Raw genomic sequence first — 22,413 nt, 5'->3', positions numbered from 1 at the left:
TAACAAAATTTAGACAGCTCATTTAAAATCAGCTGGTTTTTCACCCTTATTTTGAGCAAAATAGTAAGCAATATCATCCATTATTCGTTCTGATGCATGACCATCACCATAAGGATTCTTGGCGTTAGCCATTTGTTCATATACCTTCTTATTATCAAGTAACTCCAACATTGCGTTTCTAACATTATCAACTTGTGTTCCCACTAATTTGAGTGTACCAGCTTTAACACCTTCTGGCCTCTCTGTGGTATCTCTTAAAACTAGGACTGGCTTGTTTAAAGCAGGAGCTTCTTCTTGAACTCCTCCAGAATCTGTCATGATGAAGTAGCTTAATTTGGCTAAGTTATGAAAATCAACCACATCTAAAGGGGCAATCAAATGAAATCGCGGATCGTTGCCTAAAACTTCGTGAGCAACTTTTTGGACACTTGGTGATAAATGCACAGGATAAATAATTTCAACATCATCATGGTTGTCTACGACCTGCTTCATCACCTTAAAAACCCGTCTCATAGGTTCTCCCTGATTTTCCCTCCTGTGCATGGTCACAAGAATTATCTTGTTTCCAGGCTTAATCTGGTCTAAAACCTCATGGTGATAATCACTTTGAACAGTTTCTTCCAAGGCATCAATAGCTGTATTACCAGTGATAAAAATATTATCAGAATTGTGGTTTTCTTTAATCAAGTTTTGCTTGCTAACCGCAGTTGGTGCAAAATAAAGATCAGTTAAATCATCAGTCATTTGCCTGTTCATTTCTTCAGGAAAAGGTGAATACTTATTCCAGGTTCTAAGGCCAGCTTCAACGTGACCGAGTGGGCATTGAAGATAAAAGCTGGCCAAACCAGCAGCAAAGCTGGTAGTTGTATCTCCATGAACCAAAACAATATCTGGTTTAACTTCTTTTAGAACTTTTGTCATGTCGATTAATACTTTGGCTGTCACGCTCTCTAAAGTTTGGTTTTTCTTCATAATATTAAAGTCATACTCCGGCTTGATTTTAAATATATTAAGAACTTGATCCAGCATCTCTCGATGTTGTGCTGTAACCACCGTAACTTCTTCAAATCGATCATCTTTTTTTAGTCTCTGTACCAACGGAGACATCTTTATGGCCTCAGGCCTGGTACCAAAAACAGTCATTACCCTAATTTTGCTCATAATTTCCTCCATTTTATTAATATATTAGTAAATTAGCGGCAAAAAAACAAGTAAATTATGGTTTAATAACTATTGAATAACAAAAGTTGGTGAAGAAATGTATCATGGATTTAAATTCTTACTAATTACAGGACTGTTAATAGTTTTAGCAGCTTTTTGTTTTGTCTTTAGTTTTGACGGCAGAAAGACAGTCAAATGCAGAAGAATTTTACTTGGAATAGCAGTAATTCTATTCATATTAATTATCTTTTTAGTTATTCGTATTTTGAAATCACCTTTATATTAAAAATATAGTAAGAAAATGCTCTAGATCAGTAACTACACAAATATTTATTTTATAAAAGTGTTTATTCTTTCACTTTATATATTAATTCGCTGTATAATAATTTTGAAAAGAGGTGAATAAATTATGGGCAAGGAGGAAGTCACTAAAAATGTTTGGGTCACTACTCACGGCGATAAATGGGCTGTTAAAATTGCTGGTAGCGACAAAATCTCTAAAACTTTTGACAGAAAAGCTGATGCTTTAGAATATGCAAAAAGTCTGGCACAAAAGAAAAAGACCGAACTAATTAGTCAAAAAAGAAACGGGCGTATTAATCTTAAAAATTCGTATGGTCGTGACAGTCCCAAAGCCGCAGGCTAATATATCGATACATTGTTATTACTACTATTTTCATATATTTTATCTATTCTGACATTTTAATTAATCTATATTTCTCAAACTAAAATATAAGCTTTATTTTATTCATATTTACATAAATAACAAATCTTTCAAATTCTGGTCTGATTATCTTATTGGTAATCAGACTTTTATTTGTCCACAATTATTTTTACTCCTAAAATATCTGAACTATCAATACTATCTTCTTTTTTGTTACCAACAAATGTGAAATTGGTCTTTGCTGCATTTTTGATTAAAACATTCGTTACAATAAAAGTTTTAACTGCACCATCTTTAAGTTTAAATTCAGCTTTTTTACCTTTTAGGACAAATTTTAATTCACAGTATGTCATTTGATGTATAGCCAAAGAAAAATTGGCGCTGCCTGGAATTGCATCAACCACTTGAGAGATAAAAACATCATCTTTTGGATCATCAGCCATAAAAATCATTTCAGGCTGGTCATCATCTTCATCCTCAATTTCATTAACAAAAATTGTTCTTTTAGTACCATCTTTTAATTCAAAAGTTACATTACGTGCCCGAAAATTAGCTAAAACTTCGGGTAAAGACATTTTGTGTGGATTCATTTTTAAAAAATCTAATTAAACTAAAAAAGCCAATCTCGTTTAAAATAGGTTAGTTAAGACAAAATTGTCCTGCTACAAAAGATTAGCAACTGTTTCTAATAAATTTAAATGCTACCAAATTTTCATTTAAATTAAACATTATATGACCCCGGTGAGATTCGAACTCACCTCTACGGTTTAGGAGACCATTGTTCTATCCAGATAAACTACAGGGTCGCAATAGATTAACTTTACCAAATTTGAGTGATAAAAGCCAATTTTTTTAGTAACTAATATTGACGAGTAAAATATGGTTGTGGTGCATTAGAATCAGCGATTTTATCTGCCGCAAAAACAAAGGGTGTCCAAATGGCTAAAGCTATCAGCATGTTAACAATTGACAATACGATAGCACGCCAATCATAATTACAAGCTAAAAATGGCCCGATGATTGGGGGCACAACGGCAGGAACTGCTACTTGGACAGGATTAACTAAATTCATCATGCTGACACCGTAAGAAAAAGCCACATTGACTAATGGGGCAAGGACAAATGGAATAAAATAAACGGGATTAAGAACTACAGGCAAGCCAAAAATAATTGGTTCATTGATATTAAAAATTCCTGGAGCTAGTGCAACTTTAGCAATTGTCCGGTAGTCACTCCTCTTGGAAAACAGCAGTATGGCCACAATTAACATCAATGTTCCCCCTGCTCCTCCAAACCAGGCAAATGCATCAAACGATCCGCGAACCCAAATAAAAGGTGCTTCTCTTCCTGCACGAGCAGCTGTGACGTTGACATTCTGGGCAGTTAACCAAATTGAATCTAAAATTGGAGCCCAAACGCTTAAGCCATTAAAACCAAAAAAGCTGAAAATCTGAACTAATAAGGTCACAAGCATTACCATGCCGAAGCCTTGGCCTAATTTTACTAAAGGGGTTTGAATCGAATTGAGCAGCCAGTTGCCAAAAAAAGTTCCCGTGATTGTCTGAAAGACAAAATTAATCATACCAACGCAAAATATCGCAATAATTGCGGGAATGAGTGAATCAAATGCCATCTGCTCAGCATAAGGCAAATTAGCAGAAAGGTGAAGCCTGATTCTAGCTCTAAAACAAAGTGCAAAAATAGCAACACCGATTGAACCAAATAAAATAGCAGTAAAAATGCCAGTAGTCGAAAATTGTGAAATATTAAAAACTTTATGAACAGGAACTACTTTGCCGTTAATTTTAAGTTTAGTTAAATTAGCAATGCTCATGGCCAAAGAAGATAAAGAAACAATTGCTCCAGCAACTGGATCAACTTCCATGCTTTTAGCTAAATGATAGCCCAAAGACATTGACAAAAAGAGGGCAAATAAAGCAAAGGTACCGCGCCAAACTACATTACACACTAGTGAGAGTGGCTGCATTGCCCAAGCAAAAGTGTGCCAGCCTAATTCAGTTTTGGCTGCAGCAATCAGGCTTTTGACCAAAACAGCCAGGGAACCGGCAATAGTAATTGGCATTACTGAGACAAATGCATCCCTTAATGCCACCAGCCAGTGAGTTTGCCCTAATTTATTTGCTAAAGGCAAAATATAGTCTTCTAGCCAAGCTACTAATCGACTCATTTTTGCTCCTTTCTTTTCAAATAATGGGGATGATAGCCCTTGTTTTTATTCTTATGCTTTTTATGTTTTTTGTTTGATCCACTAACCTTCTTTTCTTTAGTTGCGTCCTGTTTCTTATTTTCCTTTTTACGTGGCTTTTTAATAGTTAAATGAAACCCTGCAAAATATACACGTTCAATTTTAACACTCTGCTCGAGCAGCTTCCTAAGATCGCGCAAATCATGATCATCACCCAGGGTAACCACAAATCCCTTAGCACCCATGCGGCCAGTTCTTCCGGCACGATGCATGTATGTGTTAACTTCACTAGGAATGTCGTAGTTTATCACATATGTTACTCCTGCTAAGTCTAAACCACGCGCAGCCAAGTCTGTTGCTAGGAGCAATTTAATTTTGCCAACTTTAAAATTATTAAGAGCCGCCTCTCTTCTCTGCTTGCCAAAGTCATTAGCTAAAATACCAAATTTAGTCTTAGTATGTGCTAAAATACCCGCAAAACGCATCATAGTTTGGTTTGAATCAAAAAACAGAATGCCTTTAAAACCATCAAGGCGCATCAACCGCTGAATAAAATCAACTTTATGCGCATTGTCTATTTGCAAAAAATAATTTTTAACAGTTGATTTCTGTTCTGGTCGCACATCAATCGTGATAAATTTACGAGCAAAAATATCTTCTGCCTTTTTGGTTATATCTGATTCAGTAGCACCAAAAAGCAAGATCTGCGAATTAGCTGTCATATTTTGTCCTAAAGAACTTAATAATTCCATTTTATTGAATTCTAAAACGTCATCCGCCTCATCTATTACCAGAGTTCTTATTTGATTAACTTTTATACGATTAGCGGAAAAGAAATCAAAAAATCTTCCGGGAGTGGCAACGACAATTTCAGGGTGTTTCTTTTTTAAATTATCTTCCTGACGTTGGCGATTTCCTGCTCCAACAAGTGTAATTCCAGTTAAAGCGAGAGCATGAATAAAAGGATTAATGGCATGACGAATTTGCACCGCTAATTCTGTTGTTGGTGCAATAATAATTAAACTATTGGGTTTGCCTTTTTCTACTTTTTCCAATGCAGGTAACGCATAAGCCAAGGTTTTTCCCGTTCCTGTTTTGGCAAGCGCGATACAACTTGCACCATTTAAAATTGGAGTTCGCGTTTCTTGCTGAATCAAAGTTGGTTCAGCCATTTTTAATTTTGTTAAAACTGCTTGAATTTCTTGTTTCATTATTGTGTTAATTGTCCGTATTTCTCCTTGTACTGGGTAACTGTACCATTGTATGTTAGCATAACTACCCCACTTTCTAAATTTCTTACAGACTTTACCCGGCCGTCATTGTTATAGCGCCAAAATGAATATTGCATTTTGTTCGGGGCCTTTTTGCCACCAGTAATGAACTGTACACCATGGGGAAAATATTTTTTATATTTAACTGGGATATCTACCATGACGCGTTTATTTAATCCTTGAAGCATGCCAGCAAATTGAGCCATTTGTTTAATATATGATAAATCATAGCTATCAATAGCTGGTTCTATACAAATTGGTAAACTTCCCGTGTCTGTGCCTACCTTTTTCAAAAAATACTGATAGTGCTGCAATGGCGTTGACTCATTGCTGTAGGCAACAATAGTACCAAAAGCCAGTTTAGTTCCTAATATTTGATCACGATATGACAGATAATCATCGTCAAAGTATGAGCGTCCCTGTGTACTTCTCAAATAGACAAATGAAATGCCATTAGCCTGCAGTTCATGTAAATCAACATAACCATAATCCTGGTTTAATTCGACGCCAATTGCACTTGAATTACCGTTTGGTGGCAATGTCGTCTGGTTATGCATATTGGCTATACCAGTGATAAGAAGTCCAATTGCAACAACTAGTAAGATTAGAATTGCAGGTAGCGTAAACTTATGATGAAACCTTTTCATCTTTTTCTCCGTTTATTTTTTCTACACCTGTACATTATAGCAATTTTTCCACTACAGTTGCTAACTACAATCTTAGCAATAAAAAAAGTGATCGACTATAAAGTCGATCACTTAATAAACAAAAATTATTCTTCAACTAAATATACTGGTTTTTGACCATTTAAAACGCGCTTAACATCAGTCATACTGTGTTCAATCATATTCTTGACAGAGGTCTTCGTGTAGTATGCGGAATGTGGCGTAAAGACTACGTTAGGCATTTTTGCTAATTCCTGGTACTCAACTGGCAATTCGGAAATATCTTTGAATTTCTTCATAACAATTGCCTCTTCACCAGTCATCACATCCAATGAAGCACCAGCAATTTCTTTGTTCTTCAATGCATCAATCAAGTCTTGAGTGTTAACCAATGGACCTCTTGCTGCATTAATCAGATATGCGGTGTTCTTCATTTCTTTAAATTGCTTGGCACTAATCATGTTTTCCATTGAAGGCTCAAGAGGTGTATGCAATGTCAAAATGTCCGCATTTTTGACTACAGTATCAAAATCGGTATATTCCAAAAATGCCTCATTGGCAGGATTTTCAACCAAGTCATAACCGAGTACTTTGGCTCCTAACGCATGAAACATTTCTGCAACGCAAGAACCGATACGCCCAACACCAATAATACCAACTGTCTGGTTATAGATTTCATCACTCATCAAATCTTCAGACCGAACAAAATTGAGGTGCTCTCTTTCATTATCTAAAATAGGACCCCACTTTCTCAACAAGTACATTGCAGAAGTCAAAGTGTTCTCCGCCACTGCACGAGGAGAATATGCCGGTGTATTAGTTACGATCATATGATACTTGTGCACAAAATCAAAATTGACAATGTTATACCCAACAGACCTTAAAGCTATTTGCTTAATTCCATATGAGCTCAGTTTACGATAGACCTCTTCCTCATCTATGTCAAAGACCTGCAAAACGCTGACAACATCATAGCCTTGCGCCATCTCAACAGTCTTAGCATCAAGCTTGTCTTCAGTTGAAACCAAATCATCTTCAGGATGATCTTTATTCCACTTGTCAGCATAAACCTGTTGCTCCGGGGTCATATTGTAAAGTAAAGCTTTCATTATTAATCCTCCTTTTTGGATAAAAAATTTATATTTCCTATTGTATCTAAAATTAGAATAAAATTAAAGATAAATTTTAAAAATAATAATTAATAATTTAAGCCTAATCATTTGAAAGCTAATAAGACTTTCAGATTTACACATTATAAATTAAATTTTTTGTTCAATTTGGTCGATATTAACCTGTAAAACCTCTCTTAACCAGGGAAAACGAGCTTTCATTTCAGCAAGTTCCGGTCCTTCTGCCAAGAATTTCCCGGTTCCTTTAACATGAAAGCCAGCTCCTGGGCCAGCTGTACCCTCTACTTTTTTTGAACCCATAGTTAATAGGACATGATTATCTTGGGCAAAATCATTCTCAATACTGTGCATTCCCGCTGCAGGGATATAAAGGCATTTATTTGCCTCGTCGACTTTTACATACGACATCCACGTATTTACCACACTGGCTGGGTTGGCATTAATAGTAACAATGGTGACTGGTCCTTCATCATTCATGACGTCTAAAAACTTCTGATTCATTTTTGTCCTCCTAAAAAATAAAAGAAGCTGCTTTTTCAGTAGCTTCTTTTATTATGGAACACTTGTTCGCGATCACAAAATAATGTGCTTTTCTTTAGTAAGCTCTTTTGCCCTTTTTGTAAACCGCTTTGTCTTTTTGGACAACCGCACTGATCTTCTCTAACGGATTTTCATCCAATACCAAAAAGTCAGCGTATTTGCCTTCTTCTAAAGAACCATATTCTTTATCTATTTTTAGTAGCTTAGCAGAATTATAGCTGGTTTCTAAAGCTTCAAAATTAGTAAAGCCTTGTTCTACTAGTAAAGGCAGTTCTTCAGGAGTCATCGTAAAGTCATTAAATGGTGTGCCGGCATCAGTACCTAGAGTGATCTTGACACCAGCATTTTTGGCCTTGGTAATATTACCGCGCAAATCTTTCCAAGCTGCCGCAATTTTATTCATTTCCCAGTCTGGAATTTTGCCGGGAGCATATTCGATGAATGCCCAAGCTCCAACTATCGTTGGCGTCAAATATGTTCCTTTTTCAATCATCAGTTTAATTTCTTCATCATTAACGTAAAAGCCGTGTTCAATACTGTCAACGCCGGCCTTAATCGCATTCAAAATTCCTGGGTTGCCTTCAGCGTGCGCTGCCACAGTCAAACCTTTATGGTGAGCTTCTTCAACAGCAACATGCATCTCGGCTTCGCTTAATTGAGGATCATCAAGAGAATCGTTTTCAGTCATTACGCCACCTGTGGCCATGACTTTAATTGCCTTGGCACCAGCTTTAATTCCCTGACGAACTGCTTTGCGCATTTCATCTGGTGAATCGACCAGCACACCAAAATTAGGCAAATCGCCGTGTCCCCCAGTCATAGAAAACGGGTGTCCTGCTGGCACGATTTCTGGCACCTTAGTTAACTTATTTTTCTTAATTAAATTATTAAGAGCAATATCAATATTGTACGTGCTGCCGCATTCACGAATATAGGTGACACCAGATTTCAATAAATCATGCAAATGTTTTACTGCACGAACCGTAGAAGATACCACATCAGATTCACTGCCACCATCGGGGGTCAAAGGATCCATAATAATATGTGTATGGCAATTGATTAGACCAGGAATCACATACTTATTCTGCAAATCAACTGTTTTATCTGCTTGAGGTGCAGTACCTGTATCAATTTCAGTAATCTTACCACTTTCGTCATCAACCACTAAAGTCGTATTGGGTTGAATTTTATTATCAACCCCATTAAATAAATTAACATTAGTATATGCAGTTTTAGTCATCAACAAACCTCCAATTTTTGTATTAAAAAAGCACTCATCCTTTTCTTCTTAAGGACGAGTGCTCGCGTTACCACCTTTTATTCATTTATTACTCACGTAATAAACCTCATTAACTATCAAACAATAGCTTGCAAAAATAACGGATGCAACTCCGCCACTGGCTGATTATCACCAGTGGACATCAATTAGAAGCCCATGTTCACTACTTACTGCTAACTGATTTTCACCAAATATCAGCTCTCTTTATTAGTAATAAAATAGTTACTCTGCTTTGCAAGATGTTTGCTATTTAATTGACCTTTAATCTATCATTTTTTCTTAATTATGTCAACATCATGAAGTAAAAACGAAAAATAGGCAGTTCAACTTGGGGGTATAGCATTAACTACTTGGCTAAGAATGGTAAAATTTTTTATCATCCTAGCCTTACTTTTCTGATGCTTGTAAAATAGTAATTTTGTTTAACCTGACGATATTGCTTTTTTTAAGTTTATGCTAGGTAAATTTTAGTAACAGGTAATCGCTAACCGTTTTGATGCCACACCTCCAATTACGACTTAAAATTAGTTGTGATTACCACTGGTTTTAGTCGTTAAGTCAGAATGCTAATAATTAATCTATCCCTACTCATATGCGTTTTTTCTACTAGTTTGCAACTAGTATTAGCTTAAGTGATCAACTAACAATCCTTTTTCCTGAAAGGGGTAAAAGGCAAGAGCCTCAACTTTTTGCTTTAATCATCCGCTATTTTGTTTCAACGTTGATGAGATATTAGCAAATTCAAATAAAAACTAAACTGATGAAATTTAAAGTAATTTAATGATTAAATGAATATGAATTATTCTAACTAAAACAACAGTTTATTGAGAAATTAGATTTATACACAAGAAAGAAAGATACTTAATCAACAATGATGTAAATGTTTAATTAAAGTCACGGTTAAACTGATAACTATATTTTTAACATCAGATTCGTTACCATTATTGGCTGCGTTCAGGTCTTAATTTCTTGGTGCTTTTAAAAGCAATATCCTAGTCCTGACCAGAGATTAACGGCAACGAAAAAGATTCTACAATGAAAGCTGATATAATTTAACCAATTACATTCATAAATAAAAATATTTACCTTTTGTTAATAATTTAGTGGTATTTATTTGATAAATATATACAAATAAATTACCGTATGCATTTGCTATAAAAAAGACACAAATCACTGATTTGCGTCTTAATATTCAGCAGTTATTGGTTGGACGACATTTTCACTACTTTGACTGGATTGCACAAGTCCTTTATGACTTTAAGCAAATCTTGCGGATCTAGCCAAATAGTAGCTGTATTATCGTTGGGATGAATAGCGATTCTAGGCTGGTCACTAAAATATGAATCTAAGTAAAAGGGGATTTCGTGGTGAGAGTCATTTAACAACCCCAAAGGTGTGACGGAACCTGGTTCTAAACCTAATTTTTCTTTTAGGTCTTGCGGTGAGGCAAAACTAAGCCTGCGAGTGTTATTTTCCTCATGAAATTGATGTAAGTTGACTCTTTTATCGCCCTTAATAGTTAAAAGGTAGTAGTCACGTTTCTTGTCATCCCTCACAAACAGGTTTTTAGCATCTGCTTCAGGGTGTGGCAGAGCAATCTTTTCCATTTCTGCCATATTATAAACAGCCTGGTGCTCCACTATTTCATATTTAATTCCATGTTGATCAAGGTAATGTAATGTTTCGTTTTTGTTCATTTGGCGTTATTTTCTTAAAAGATGCTGTTTGGAATTTTACTTCATAACTTACCAGTAGAAAGTTCCTTATGATTGGTGATAGTTACCATCCTTAAACGCTTTTTGGCATCCACCTGATAATAAATTACTAGTAAATCATTAAGAACATGAAATTCGTGATACCCAGTCCAGGTTCTCGCAAAAGTTTATGATCATCAAATGCACTATCTAGTTCTTTTCCCATAGCTAGGATTTCAACTGCATCTATAATTTTCATCCTTGCATCCATTGTATCAACAGAAGAAAGATTAAACATACTTTGTAAATTATCCATTCTTTTTACAAAAGATTTTTCAAAACGCACTTCATATTTTAATTTTCTGTCCACCGCTTTTTCCAATCATCTAGATTATCTACTTTAATACTACTATCCTTAATCAATCCTAACTCTTCAGCTTTAGCTATTACTATAGCCTTTTCAACTTTGGAAGGTAAATTTGTATCTGATATATTATCCTCTTTACGATTTACAGAATAACTAAATCCTTTATCATGGTTAAACTTGAGAGATAAGCATTTTAACTGCCGTAGCAGCCGTCAAGCCGATTTGCTTGGCATTATCATCTAATTCTTGCTTTTCTTTCTTATCTAATCTAATTCCAAATTGTATAGTCGACATAGTATCACCTTATCTGTAAAGCAATAACGATAAATCAGTTAACGTAAAGGTTGTTTAATCTTTTTCTGTATAAAATGGTTTCAACCGATATGTTGTCACAGGCTCCACGTAATAATTATATTTTGCCACCAGGTCACAGATTTCCTCACCATCAATCAAAGTGATAATTCTTGTGCCCTGACGCGCCGTCTTAATTGCACCGCGAGTAAAATCAGAATTAGTAATAAAAATACCAAATTCTGCGTTGTATTTATCCATTGCTCCGCGAAACTTATCTATTTCAGGTGCCGGCACATTAGATTGCCAGCGTTTTGCTTGCAGAGCTACTCTGGTAGTCCGATAATCGTTTGAACGAACATAGCCAAAACCATCAAGACCACCGTCAGCCACATAGTTAACGCCAATCGTCTTATCGACGTCAATTCCCATTTTGGTAAGTAAACCACGGCAAAAAAGTTCAAACTTTTTCGGACTCATTTTCATCAGGGCATCTAGCAAATCTTGTCTCCACTGATCTTCTTCTGTATCTTCATCCGTAGTTTCCTTAGCAGAATCAATTTCAGCCAAGTTCTTTTTCTTTAATTCCTGAGAATCATTATCTTCTAAGAATGGCCGTACATCCTGTTCTGGATCAAAAGTATCAAGATCAACTTTACGCCCTTTTTCAGTTAATTCTACTTGATGACCGTCTTCAGCTAAATAGCCTGTTCTCACCAAATAGATAACTGCATAATTCAGCGTATAGTCAAAAGGTTTATATTTATTACCCGTTTTCTTAGACACTTTAATTTTATCTACTTCTTGTTCTGAGATTGCAGTGGAATTGTCACGAATATCTGAACTAATTTCCCGTCTTGTAACTTGACCACCCAAACGACGCATTGCAATCAGAATTTCTTTCATAGTTACATTCTGAAGATTAATTTGTCGATTAGCCATTTAAATACTCACCTGTTTTTAGTTATTATTGTTTCATTCACTTTAATTTAATTTTAGCAAAATTTTTTGATTTAAGAAAACATAGCTGATAGCATTAATTGCTATTTTGGTTCCATAAAAGCTGTATTAATCATCTGCTGCCATCAACTCTGCCTGCTCAACAACAGTGTCAACTGCTGCTGGAGCTATATCAGGTGGGTACCCGTATTTTCTTAATAAGTGTTTGACCGCAACTCTCATTTTTGCTTGGATATTTCTACGTTTTTCCCAATCAACACCAGCCTCTTTTTTAACTAGTTTAACAAGTTCTTGAGCAATTAAATGTAATTTTTCTTCTCCTAAAACTTCAACTGCCTTCTTATGATCAGCCAAAGCATCATAAAATGCAATTTCTTCTTGGCTAAGTCCAAGATCTTTTCCTCGTTCTTGTTCAGCATTAATTTTCTTCGCCATTTCAATAAGCTTTCGTATCACCAATTCACTAGTAATTCCACGCTTATTGTATTCATCAATGGCTTTTTGAAGCATTTCCTGAAATCTTGCTGACATTACCTTATTTGTTTTCATCATCGCTTTTACTTTACCTTTAAGTAACTTTTCTAATAAAGTGATTGCGATATCTTTTTCAGGCATACTTTTGACTTTTTGCAAAAATTCATCAGAAATAAGATCAACACTTTGTCTTTTAATACCCAATTCATTGTAAATATCGATATCTGGTTCAGAAATAATCGATTGATCAAGCAACTGTTGCATTTGATATTTAATATCCTTATGGTTATTATAGTTTGTTGAATTATCAGGTGCTTTTAATTTCATAATAAAAACTTTAACAGTTTTAAAAAAAGCAATTTCTTTACCATAAGCTTGTGCTTGAGGCTGCGTTGCAGTTAAAGCATAGGCTTTTTCTAACTCGGTAACCACGTCTAAGAACTTTTTCTGACGTTGTTCATTCTCATGCAAAATCTCATTTGCAACTTTTTGCGTAACTTTCAGTCTAACTGCACCATCAGGAGAATTAAAGTCTGAATAGTCAATTCCATAAAGATAATCATTGGTAATAATGTCATATTTTTCTTTCAATACCGCAAGCGCTTTATCCATATTAATAGCAACTTGACCTTGATCATCTGTAGAATAAACCTTTAAAGCATCCTTTAGATTTTCTGCAATACCAATATAATCAACTATTAAGCCACTGTCTTTATCTTTGAATACGCGATTAACCCGTGCGATTGCTTGAATTAAATTATGACCTTTCATCGGCTTATCAATGTACATAGTATTCAATGAAGGTACATCAAAACCAGTCAGCCACATGTCAACGACTATCACTATTTGTAATTCATCCTTATCGTCTTTCATCCGTTGCTGCAAAATTCGTCTTTCGGATTTATTTGTTTGAAACTTGGACATCTCTGGACCATCTGCAGCTGAAGACGTCATTACAACTTTAATTTTGCCTTTTTTTAAGTCCTTACTCTCCCAATCTGGACGCAATTTTATTATTTCGTCATACAATCTAACCGCGTTACGACGTGACATCTCAACAATCATTGATTTGCCAAACGTTTCTTCTTGACGAGTTTCAAAATGATTCACAAAATGCTTTGCAATGCTTTTTAAACGTGGTTGTGCTCCTGCCAAAGCTTCTAAACGCGAAAACTCACGATTTCGTCTGGCGTTATCTTCATTAGTAGGGTCATCATCTAGGTCAACTTGTTGTATAAGCCTTTGATATTTTTCATCCGCATCACTTTTTAGCTTAAGGGGAAATACATGACTTTCATAATAAATTTTTACGGTTGCATGATCATTAACAGCTTGCGTAATGTCATATACATCGATGTAATTCCCAAAAACAGCCACTGTTGACTTATCTGCTGTAGACAAAGGGGTGCCAGTAAAGCCTATAAACGAAGCATTAGGCAATGCATCTCTTAAATACTCAGCAAAGCCATATCTCAAGCCTTTACTAGTAAACTTGGGCTTTAAACCATATTGACTCCTATGGGCCTCATCAGCAATAACAATAATGTCGTTTCTTTTTGACAGCACTGGCATCCTAGTTTCACCACTATTAAAATCAGGCGAAAATTTTTGAATAGTAGAGAAAACTATCCCACCCGCTTGTTTTTTCAGCGTTGAACGTAATTCATCGCCAGATTCAACATGCTCAGGATTTTGGCGCAAATATTCATGTGCTGCAGCAAAGGTATCAAATAGTTGATCATCAAGATCATTACGATCATTAATTACCACAAACGTAGGATTGTTTAATTTACGAGCAGCTATACTAGTAAAAAAAACCATTGATAAGCTCTTACCTGAACCAGTTGTATGCCAAACGACCCCAATTCTCTTATCATCGGGGCTTTTTATTGCCTTGTTAGCAGCTTTAATTGCTTTATTTACCATATAGTATTGGTGATAGGCTGCAAGAATTTTGATTGTTTTGTCACCGTCTGTTTCAAAAATTATGAAGTTTTCAATGATATTAAGTAAATCTTTTGGCCTGAGCATGAACTTTATCATTGTTACTAATTCCAGTTCATCTTCAGATTCACTATTCTTAGGAGCTCTCCATCTCATAAAACGATCAAATCCGGCAGTTAATGATCCAGCTCTGGCATTAATACCATCAGAAGTAATCAGGATTTCGTTATATTTCATATAGTCAGAAATATCAGATTTATAGGTTTGTAATTGCTGATAACCACTTTCTATACCAACATGTATATTGCCAGCGTCCTTAAACTCAAAAGTAACTACAGGAATACCATTGATAAACAATGTTGCATCAGGTCTACGTTCTCTCTTACCTGAAAAAGTAAATTGATTGGTAGCTATAAATTCATTAGCATCAAATTTTTCAAAATCTATCGGATATAGTGTATCTGTATGATTTTCTCCGTTTAAAGTAGTTCTTACTTTGATACCTTCAATCAATAACTTATGAAAGTAATGGTTGTTTATCATCATATCCGGATTATCAGCTAATCGAATTATTTGTCTAAATGCGTCATTATATATTTCTTCGTCGTAACCAGGATTAAGTCTCCTGAGAGCTTTATTTAAGTTATCAAATAATATTGCTGAAGTATGATCATTGTCACGCGCAGCATCAATAATTGGATTAGGACCACTTGAAGTGGGACTTTTAAACACCTTATATCCTACAGTCTGTAAGGTTTTTAAGGCTAAATTTTCAACATCTGATTCTAAAAGATATCCTTTTGACATATTAATTTCACTCCTTTCTATACAGATATTGGTTAATTAAATGATAATTTAACATTTCAAAAGTACTTTTCTAATAAAGTTATTTTTAGGTTATTTAGTAAGTTATTTTCATGCTTATTTTTAAAGATATTATTAAAAATTGGTTTGACTTTTTCATTAATATTGAGCCTAGTTTCATCACTTACCACTGGTATTAGAAGATTTCCAATATTTTTGGGATAAATGTGAGGTTGGGCCGATCCAGTTTGAGATTCATAGATTTGTTTTTGGTATTTTTTGAGTAATAGGTACCAAAAATAAATATTATTGGATACTGATTCATCTACAAAAGAGGAATCTGATGACCAGACTTTTATACCCCAAATTTGAACATAACCAGCATTAGCACCAGATGCAGAAATAGTAATTACTGGAGCCATCGTGTTGGACTTATTGTGAAAAGCTGCGGGAATCATACCTCCTGCTATAACAGGAGTTGTTCCTGGTATAACGTTTTTCTTTACTAGATTCTTACCTCTTTTAGGTAAGAAATAATTAGATAATAAAGTTTTACTACATGAATTTACATTTTTATTAAGCACAGCTTTTGCTAATTCGAGTAAATTATCATTTATTCTTCCATTAATATGGATTTTCTTATATAAAAATTGAAAAATGCTGCCTATTTTGTTCTGCAACTCTCTACTAGGTAGTTCAACTTCAATCTTTCTAAGATCTTTTTGCTTAATACCAACAACTGTAGTCCCTGTGGCTCTTAAAAGTAATTGATTTTTAAAGCTTTGCGAATTCATAAAAGCATACATATACCAAGGATTAACTATCTTTTTATTGAATCGTAATAGAAACAATCTTTGACTTAAAATAGCTTTAATTGGCCTAGAAACCAAATATACTTCGCCCAAAGGAGCCTCTGATGTCATTAAAATATCACCAGGCTCAATGTCTCCATCTTTCATCCAATGCTTATACAAAAGTTCACTACCATAGTGACTTTTATCAGTATTAACAATTTTATTATCTTTTATATTTTTAGCACTTAATGCAATAATATCTTTTTGATTTTCTGTCCAATTCATTCCTAATTTTTTGGGTGTTTTCCCTCGATAATCCATAATGAGTTGAACTATTTCATCTATTTTATACCTCATCAACCTATATACTTCCTATGTGCTATCTTCACATTTTGCTGTTTTACCATTGCGTAATGCAGTGTTGTGTCTATCCTTTTATGCCCTAAAAGCTGTTGTAATTGTTCAATTGGCATACCCTTATCGATCGCTTTCGTAGCCAGTGTCCTTCTAAACTTATGTGGATAAACTTTTGCAATTCCAATTTTTTGACCTAATTTCTTTAGCCTTGATTCGACACCACTTATAGTTAATCGTTCATGTTCTGCTCTCAAAGAAACAAATAAGGCTTCATGGTTATCATGTCGCTCATTCAAATATTTTCTTAAATGTAACTTCGCTCTAGCGTCAAAATAAGCGATCCGTTCTTTATTACCCTTACCAAAAACAATACACTCACGTTCTTGAAAGTTGATATCACTACGATTAAGTAGAACCAGTTCTCCAACACGCATACCAGTTGAGGCCAAGAAGTCTATCATTGCTAAGTCTCTGACATTTGTACAACTATCACGTAATTTTTCAAGTTCCTCATCTGAATAGGTTTCTTTTACTGTAGTAGCGACTTTTACCTTATGTATTCGCCTTATAGGACTTTTAATAATATAATCTTCATCCTCAAGCCAATTAAAAAAACTAGATAAAATTCTACGAATATTATCAATGGTCACTTTACTGGAGCAATGAACTTCCTGATATGTCATTAAATAGTTTCGCAATTCATCGGTACTTACTTCTCTAGCATTTTTATCAATTTCAATTAACGCCTTTGTAATTGTTACTTTATAATATTTAAGAGACTTTTCCGAACAACCTTCGGCTCTTTTAGCGGCAAAATACCTCTTAAGCAAGTTTTTATTGTCATATTTTGATTTAAATTCGGTTTTTGTCGTAACTAAATTATTTAAAATAGTTTTTAGTCTCATTAAGTTTAGATTGTTAAGGTACGGCAACATTTCGCGAATTATTGTTTCTGATTCATCTTTTCTCATTGTAAAATCTCCGTTTTTTAGAAAATCATACAATAAAAACTGTATTTACAGAAATAAATGATAATTTACTCGAACTTATATCATCAATTTGGGAAAATCAAAGTGCTGATATTCATAATAAAATTACTTTGAAAAGACTTGCAAAGATGATAATTACGGGGAAAACTCCAAGTACTAAAGTTAAAGAAAATTACGGTACAGATATTCCATTTGTTAAAATTCCTGATATGCGTAATAAGGTGTTTATAGATGAAGCATCCCAAAACCTTTCAATTTTTGGTGCTAATTCTCAAAAGAATAAATATATACCTGAAAATTCAATAATCGTTAGTTGCATTGGAACACCTGGTCTCGTTTCATTAATAGGTAGAACCGTTCAAACTAATCAACAAATTAATTCTTTAATTCTTGATAATAAGTATATTTATTGCACATATCTTGAATTAAAGTCTCTAAAATACAAAATAAGAAATCTTGGTAGCGGTGGAACAACAATTAAAAATTTAAATAAAACTGACTTTGGTAATATTAGAATCACAGTACCAAATAAAGATGGTCAGTTGGATAGATTTAATAGAATTGCAAAGCCAATATTTGAAAAAATTCATGTAAATAATATAGAATTGCAAAATTTAGTAAAAGTAAAGGAAGTGTTACTTGGACAATATTTCTAAGCAGCTAAATTATCATTTATCTGCCTATTTAAAGATATTTTTCTTTGAATCAAATCTAATTTTGAAGATATTTTATATTGCTCAGTCAACGAAATATAGGGGATTTCAAGATTTTCAAAATCTTTCTGATATAAATGTGGAATAACACTTCCCTCAGTTCTGGAATGAACAAATTCTTTAAATCTATTTGTCTGTAAATAATAATATAAAAATAAAGTGTTCCATTTTTCGGGTGCATTATTTCTTAAAATAAACAGCCCTGACGCTATAGTGCTAGGATATTCAAGCTTATTAACTATCGCAACTTTACCAATAGTACCGTCTTTAGTAATTAAAATATCTCCTTTCTTTAGCATTATTTCAGGAGATTCAAAATACCTTTGCTTTGTAATATAACCACAATTTGACCAATCTATTACCCCATTTGATATATTGGAACCATTAATTATTCTATAATCACCTGTTTTTAAATATTCTCCTTTCTTTAGTCCTTTCCATCCTATTCTTCCCTTAATATATAAAGATTCGGATATATTTTCATATTTCATATCCAAGCTCCTTTAAAACATCTTTTATTTGAGCTTGAAGCTTATCGCTTTTAGCAAATTCCTTTTTTAGTTCGCCAGTAAGCCGTGTCATTTTAACTTCATAGGGTTCACCATCATCTTCTTGTTTGGCTAAACCAACATATCGTCCGGGAGTCAAAACATAATCGTTTTTTGCAATCTCATCTAAAGAAGCTATTTTGCAAAAGCCTGCAACATCTTCATACTTCTGCTTGTTAGTCCCACGATAGGCATGATAAGTGTCAGCTACCTTAGCAATATCCTCTTTAGAAAATTCTCGGTGAGTTCGGTCCACCATTTCTCCAAGATTGCGTGCATCGATAAATAAAGTTTCACCTTTACGAACCCGCTCTCCTTGGAAAGCTTTATCCATGTCGATAAACCATAATGAAACTGGAATTCCAGTAGAATAGAACATCTTATCAGGCAATGCCACAATAGCATCAATTTTATCGTCTTCCAAAATTGCTTTACGAATAGCATATTCGTCCTTTGTAGAAGTCGATAATGCGCCGTTTGCCAAAACAAAGCCTGCCTTGCCATTAGGTGCCAGCTTACTAATTATGTGCTCTATCCATGCATAATTAGCATTACCGGTTGGGGGAACTCCATATTTCCAACGTGCATCTTCTCTTAGCTTTTCTCCATTCCAGTTTTTAACATTGAATGGTGGATTAGCCAGAATAAAATCAAATCTTTCACCTTTATGTAGATCGTTGAGAAAAGTATCACCCTGATGAGGTCCAAGATTATTATCAATACCACGAATAGCTAAATTCATCTTAGCTAATTTCCAAGTGGTCGGGTTTGATTCTTCTCCATATACCGAAAGATCATTAATCTTTCCTTGATGTTCCTGCACAAATTTATCAGATTGAACAAACATACCACCAGAACCGCAACAAGGATCATAAATTCTGCCTTTATAAGGTTCAATCATTTCTACTAGTATTCGTACAATAGACCGAGGAGTATAAAACTCCCCTCCCTTTTTTCCTTCCTGCGAAGCAAACTCATTTAAAAAATACTCATAGACACGTCCCAGCACATCAGATTGCTTAGCTTTTTCGTTTCCTAAACTGATATCGGAGATTAAATCTACGACTTCGCCCAACCGGGTTTTATCTAAGTCAGGCGAGGCGTAATTCTTACTTAATACTCCACGCAAAGAATCATTATTTTTTTCTAAAGCATCCATGGCATTATCAATAATTTCACCTATTTTAGGTGATTTAGCAGAATCTTTAATCAATTCCCAACGTGCCTTTTTCGGTACCCAAAAAATATTTTCAGAAAGGTACATATCAGGATCTTCTGCATCTTCTGGAAATTCTGTTTTTAATAATGCACTTCGTCTAGCTTCGAAAGCATCGGAAACATATTTTAAAAAAATCAATCCTAAAACTACATTACGATATTCAGAAGCATCCATACTTCCTCTTAGTGCATTTGCAGTTTCCCACAGTTTATTTTCTATATTTAGTTCTTTTGTATTTGCTGCCATATAATAAATTTCCTTTTGTCTTCAACTTTAATCATTATGTTAAAAACCTTAATTAAATTATACACTTTGAATATATATGTGTGTGATGATTATTTTAATTTTATAAATTAGTAGGTATACTATAATAGTTTTTTTTATCTAATTTATATTTTTATTATTTGTATCCGCTTAATTATTTATAGTATTAAGCTTTTTAAAACTAAACATTTTAGTTTTAAAATATTCAAATTTGCTTTTCTAAATACAATTAAATATTATTTCGTATTTGTTAAGTCATAAAAAAAGAGCAGATGATTAGTATCACTGCTCTAAATATAATTTTTATTTGTTTAAAAATTATATTTTCCTATTTTCCCAAACTAAAGCCAAAGAAAAGATAATTTCAATTCCGATCATTGTCAAAGCCAAAATTGCTGGCTCAAAGTTTAGTCCAACGATTAAAGCCAAAAAGGGTATTAAAATCGACAAGACCAAATAAACCCTTGACTTATAAAGCCAACTATATGGTAATAAATGTGCGCCAAAAATAATTGCCAAAATCATAAGCATTTTCTCTGGTATAGTTGAATAAATCCACATGGCAATTAGCAAATATAGCGCTTGGTTAACAGAAAAGAGTATCCCTAACTCAGTTAATGGATTATCTTTATTTTGAAAATCAACATTAATTAGCTTTGAAACAAAATAAGATAAAGGCAATAAAACTGCAGCGCAAACAAAAGTAAAAAGATTTTTCGTTAATATTGGAATAGACGAAAAGTGAATAATTGCAATAACTAGCCAAATAATAATAGAGGCCAAAATAATATGCAGTCCTCGTTTTTGTTTAATTGCACAATCCAACCTTAATTCATTAATTTCTTGCATCCTCTTCATCCTTTGTTGGGTAATTTAAGTAAAACAACTTTTCTTTAAATTATACTTTAGTATATTCATGCATTCAAACCCTCTTTTAATTATAAAAGCTAAACTTTAACCAGAAACACAAATTTAGTAACCATTGATGACACTTATTCCACCATTTGCAGTAATCTAGGATAAAAGTTGAATTCATCTACTATACTTATTAACAGAAAGGAGCGCCAGGAATGAAAATTAATTGTCACATCGATCCTAATATTAGTGAAGAACACGGTGAATTATGGATCCAAAAAATGACACCAGCAATTAATGAACTTTTGCAAAAATTAACAAAGTCCGAAAATTCTTTATGGTGCCATTATCAATCTCAAATTTATCCGATTAATTTTGAAGATATTTATTCACTTGAAGTTGCTAACAGAGATATCAATGTTTTTACAGAAAAGCAGCAACTTACATATAATGATCGTTTATCAAATTTGAAAGCAGATCTACCGAACTATTTTATTGAAGCTTCACGCAGCGCTATATTTAATTACCAGCATATCGACCACCTTGAATTACTTAATAATGGGTTAATAGATGTGGTTTTGACTAATAAGCATAGAGTGCAGATATCTAGAAGAAATATTAAGAACCTGAAAGAGAGGCTAGGAATATGAAAAATACCAAGAGATTTATCAATTATTTGTTTACTTTTGCTACTGAAGGCATCTTCATTGGTTTAATGATTTCTATCTTTTGCAGTTACGCATCACATAGCTCAGTTTATGTTCCATCCAGTCCATCTTTTACGACAAACTTTAGCAATTTGCTTAATGCTTTTACCGCCTCAATTATTCTTTGGGCGGTTACTGGAATATTTTTCGGTTTTGGCAGTTTTATCTTCACTATTAATCATTGGTCATTATTAAAGAAGACAGTTATAAATTTCTTCACCTACTATTTTGGATTTGTTTTTTTAGCCCTTTTAGCTGGTTGGGTTTCTTTAAACTTGATTAACTTAACAAAATTTACTGTAATTTTCGTCATCATCTACTTAATTTGCTGGTATTATAATTACCATAAAATTGCAAAGGAAATTGCAAATATTAATCATAAAATCAAAAAAGAGTAATCTAATTACCATGGCAAAAAAGTTGAGCATTCATATCAAAGTGCTCAACTTTTTTACTTGTGTTTCTTAAAAAAATAGGAAATTGTCATCATCAAGTGTCAATCTTCTGCTTTTAACAA

23 protein-coding genes, 1 tRNA gene and 1 other annotated feature are annotated in these 22,413 nt (G+C 33.9%); of the genes, 4 read left to right on the top strand and 20 right to left on the bottom strand.

The window, feature by feature from the left end:
* Nucleotides 1-18: 18 nt before the first annotated feature.
* On the bottom strand, nucleotides 19-1,161 hold the full coding sequence (wecB, locus tag F5ESL0261_RS03040; RefSeq protein WP_122052118.1) for a non-hydrolyzing UDP-N-acetylglucosamine 2-epimerase: 1,143 nt from the start codon (nucleotides 1,159-1,161) through the stop codon (nucleotides 19-21).
* A 409-nt stretch (nucleotides 1,162-1,570) separates the two neighbouring features.
* On the opposite strand from wecB, the gene F5ESL0261_RS03030 reads away from it, so the two are divergent.
* On the top strand, nucleotides 1,571-1,807 hold the full coding sequence (locus F5ESL0261_RS03030) for a DUF2188 domain-containing protein (protein ID WP_122052116.1): 237 nt from the start codon (nucleotides 1,571-1,573) through the stop codon (nucleotides 1,805-1,807).
* 167 nt (nucleotides 1,808-1,974) lie between these two features.
* On the opposite strand, the gene F5ESL0261_RS03025 is transcribed toward F5ESL0261_RS03030, so the two are convergent.
* The 16 genes from F5ESL0261_RS03025 to xerA all read right to left on the bottom strand — a co-directional run bounded on the left by F5ESL0261_RS03025 (nucleotide 1,975) and on the right by xerA (nucleotide 17,572).
* A complete protein-coding gene (locus F5ESL0261_RS03025; RefSeq protein ID WP_122052115.1) occupies nucleotides 1,975-2,415 on the bottom strand; it encodes a hypothetical protein in 441 nt (146 codons plus the stop codon).
* Between the two features lie 143 nt (nucleotides 2,416-2,558).
* Nucleotides 2,559-2,631, bottom strand: a tRNA-Arg gene (locus F5ESL0261_RS03020).
* A gap of 53 nt (nucleotides 2,632-2,684) precedes the next feature.
* Nucleotides 2,685-4,013 (bottom strand): PTS sugar transporter subunit IIC, encoded by a 1,329-nt coding sequence (locus tag F5ESL0261_RS03015; protein ID WP_122052114.1) that lies wholly within the window; start codon nucleotides 4,011-4,013, stop codon nucleotides 2,685-2,687.
* On the bottom strand, nucleotides 4,010-5,245 hold the full coding sequence (locus F5ESL0261_RS03010; protein ID WP_122052113.1) for a DEAD/DEAH box helicase: 1,236 nt from the start codon (nucleotides 5,243-5,245) through the stop codon (nucleotides 4,010-4,012). The genes F5ESL0261_RS03015 and F5ESL0261_RS03010 overlap by 4 nt, the downstream gene beginning before the upstream one ends.
* Complete coding sequence (locus tag F5ESL0261_RS03005) at nucleotides 5,242-5,949, bottom strand: GH25 family lysozyme (protein WP_122052112.1); 708 nt, start codon at nucleotides 5,947-5,949, stop codon at nucleotides 5,242-5,244. The genes F5ESL0261_RS03010 and F5ESL0261_RS03005 overlap by 4 nt, the downstream gene beginning before the upstream one ends.
* Nucleotides 5,950-6,074: 125 nt before the next feature.
* On the bottom strand, nucleotides 6,075-7,076 hold the full coding sequence (locus F5ESL0261_RS03000; protein ID WP_122052111.1) for a D-2-hydroxyacid dehydrogenase: 1,002 nt from the start codon (nucleotides 7,074-7,076) through the stop codon (nucleotides 6,075-6,077).
* 150 nt (nucleotides 7,077-7,226) lie between these two features.
* Entirely contained in the window at nucleotides 7,227-7,598 is a 372-nt protein-coding gene (locus F5ESL0261_RS02995) for a pyridoxamine 5'-phosphate oxidase family protein (RefSeq protein ID WP_122052110.1), read from the bottom strand.
* A gap of 94 nt (nucleotides 7,599-7,692) precedes the next feature.
* Nucleotides 7,693-8,877: an amidohydrolase family protein gene (locus F5ESL0261_RS02990; RefSeq protein ID WP_122052109.1), complete on the bottom strand. Its 1,185-nt coding sequence runs from the start codon at nucleotides 8,875-8,877 to the stop codon at nucleotides 7,693-7,695.
* Nucleotides 8,878-8,924: 47 nt separating this feature from the next.
* Nucleotides 8,925-9,163 (bottom strand) — a binding site (T-box leader).
* Between the two features lie 952 nt (nucleotides 9,164-10,115).
* Nucleotides 10,116-10,613, bottom strand: a complete 498-nt coding sequence (locus F5ESL0261_RS02985) for a prolyl-tRNA synthetase associated domain-containing protein (RefSeq protein WP_122052108.1) — start codon at nucleotides 10,611-10,613, stop codon at nucleotides 10,116-10,118.
* A gap of 41 nt (nucleotides 10,614-10,654) precedes the next feature.
* Entirely contained in the window at nucleotides 10,655-10,738 is an 84-nt protein-coding gene (locus F5ESL0261_RS10300; RefSeq protein WP_233559192.1) for a hypothetical protein, read from the bottom strand.
* A 2-nt stretch (nucleotides 10,739-10,740) separates the two neighbouring features.
* Nucleotides 10,741-10,980 carry a hypothetical protein gene (locus tag F5ESL0261_RS02975; RefSeq protein WP_122052107.1) on the bottom strand — a complete coding sequence of 80 codons (240 nt, stop codon included), beginning with the start codon at nucleotides 10,978-10,980 and terminating at the stop codon, nucleotides 10,741-10,743.
* A gap of 168 nt (nucleotides 10,981-11,148) precedes the next feature.
* Nucleotides 11,149-11,271: a hypothetical protein gene (locus tag F5ESL0261_RS10255; RefSeq protein WP_255409676.1), complete on the bottom strand. Its 123-nt coding sequence runs from the start codon at nucleotides 11,269-11,271 to the stop codon at nucleotides 11,149-11,151.
* Nucleotides 11,272-11,325: 54 nt separating this feature from the next.
* The gene (locus F5ESL0261_RS02970) at nucleotides 11,326-12,210 is read right to left on the bottom strand and encodes a restriction endonuclease (RefSeq protein ID WP_122052106.1); all 885 of its coding nucleotides are present in this window, start codon (nucleotides 12,208-12,210) and stop codon (nucleotides 11,326-11,328) included.
* A 126-nt stretch (nucleotides 12,211-12,336) separates the two neighbouring features.
* Entirely contained in the window at nucleotides 12,337-15,453 is a 3,117-nt protein-coding gene (locus F5ESL0261_RS02965; RefSeq protein ID WP_122052105.1) for a type I restriction endonuclease subunit R, read from the bottom strand.
* A gap of 56 nt (nucleotides 15,454-15,509) precedes the next feature.
* On the bottom strand, nucleotides 15,510-16,601 hold the full coding sequence (locus F5ESL0261_RS02960) for a restriction endonuclease subunit S (RefSeq protein ID WP_122052104.1): 1,092 nt from the start codon (nucleotides 16,599-16,601) through the stop codon (nucleotides 15,510-15,512).
* A complete protein-coding gene (gene xerA, locus F5ESL0261_RS02955; protein ID WP_122052103.1) occupies nucleotides 16,601-17,572 on the bottom strand; it encodes a site-specific tyrosine recombinase/integron integrase in 972 nt (323 codons plus the stop codon). The genes F5ESL0261_RS02960 and xerA overlap by 1 nt, the downstream gene beginning before the upstream one ends.
* 128 nt (nucleotides 17,573-17,700) lie before the next feature.
* On the opposite strand from xerA, the gene F5ESL0261_RS02950 reads away from it, so the two are divergent.
* Nucleotides 17,701-18,246, top strand: coding sequence for a restriction endonuclease subunit S (locus tag F5ESL0261_RS02950; RefSeq protein WP_255409675.1), 546 nt, complete (start codon nucleotides 17,701-17,703; stop codon nucleotides 18,244-18,246).
* Here the strand turns inward: F5ESL0261_RS02950 and F5ESL0261_RS02945 are convergent.
* From F5ESL0261_RS02945 to F5ESL0261_RS02935, 3 genes are all read right to left on the bottom strand, one after another.
* Entirely contained in the window at nucleotides 18,243-18,794 is a 552-nt protein-coding gene (locus F5ESL0261_RS02945) for a restriction endonuclease subunit S (RefSeq protein ID WP_122052101.1), read from the bottom strand. The two genes, F5ESL0261_RS02950 and F5ESL0261_RS02945, sit on opposite strands and share 4 nt — an antisense overlap.
* Nucleotides 18,784-20,316, bottom strand: a complete 1,533-nt coding sequence (locus F5ESL0261_RS02940; RefSeq protein ID WP_122052100.1) for a class I SAM-dependent DNA methyltransferase — start codon at nucleotides 20,314-20,316, stop codon at nucleotides 18,784-18,786. The genes F5ESL0261_RS02945 and F5ESL0261_RS02940 overlap by 11 nt, the downstream gene beginning before the upstream one ends.
* A gap of 336 nt (nucleotides 20,317-20,652) precedes the next feature.
* Complete coding sequence (locus F5ESL0261_RS02935; protein WP_122052099.1) at nucleotides 20,653-21,183, bottom strand: hypothetical protein; 531 nt, start codon at nucleotides 21,181-21,183, stop codon at nucleotides 20,653-20,655.
* Between the two features lie 221 nt (nucleotides 21,184-21,404).
* Between F5ESL0261_RS02935 and F5ESL0261_RS02930 the strand changes: the two genes are divergently transcribed.
* Nucleotides 21,405-21,839, top strand: coding sequence for a LytTR family DNA-binding domain-containing protein (locus F5ESL0261_RS02930; RefSeq protein ID WP_122052098.1), 435 nt, complete (start codon nucleotides 21,405-21,407; stop codon nucleotides 21,837-21,839).
* Complete coding sequence (locus F5ESL0261_RS02925; protein ID WP_122052097.1) at nucleotides 21,836-22,294, top strand: DUF3021 domain-containing protein; 459 nt, start codon at nucleotides 21,836-21,838, stop codon at nucleotides 22,292-22,294. The genes F5ESL0261_RS02930 and F5ESL0261_RS02925 overlap by 4 nt, the downstream gene beginning before the upstream one ends.
* Nucleotides 22,295-22,413: the final 119 nt, after the last annotated feature.

This window comes from Lactobacillus sp. ESL0261 (genome assembly GCF_003693025.1).
GTDB classification, from domain to species: Bacteria; Bacillota; Bacilli; order Lactobacillales; family Lactobacillaceae; genus Lactobacillus; species Lactobacillus kullabergensis.
Note: the sequence above shows the minus strand (reverse complement) of the source record. Positions and strands in the feature narration are given on the sequence as shown.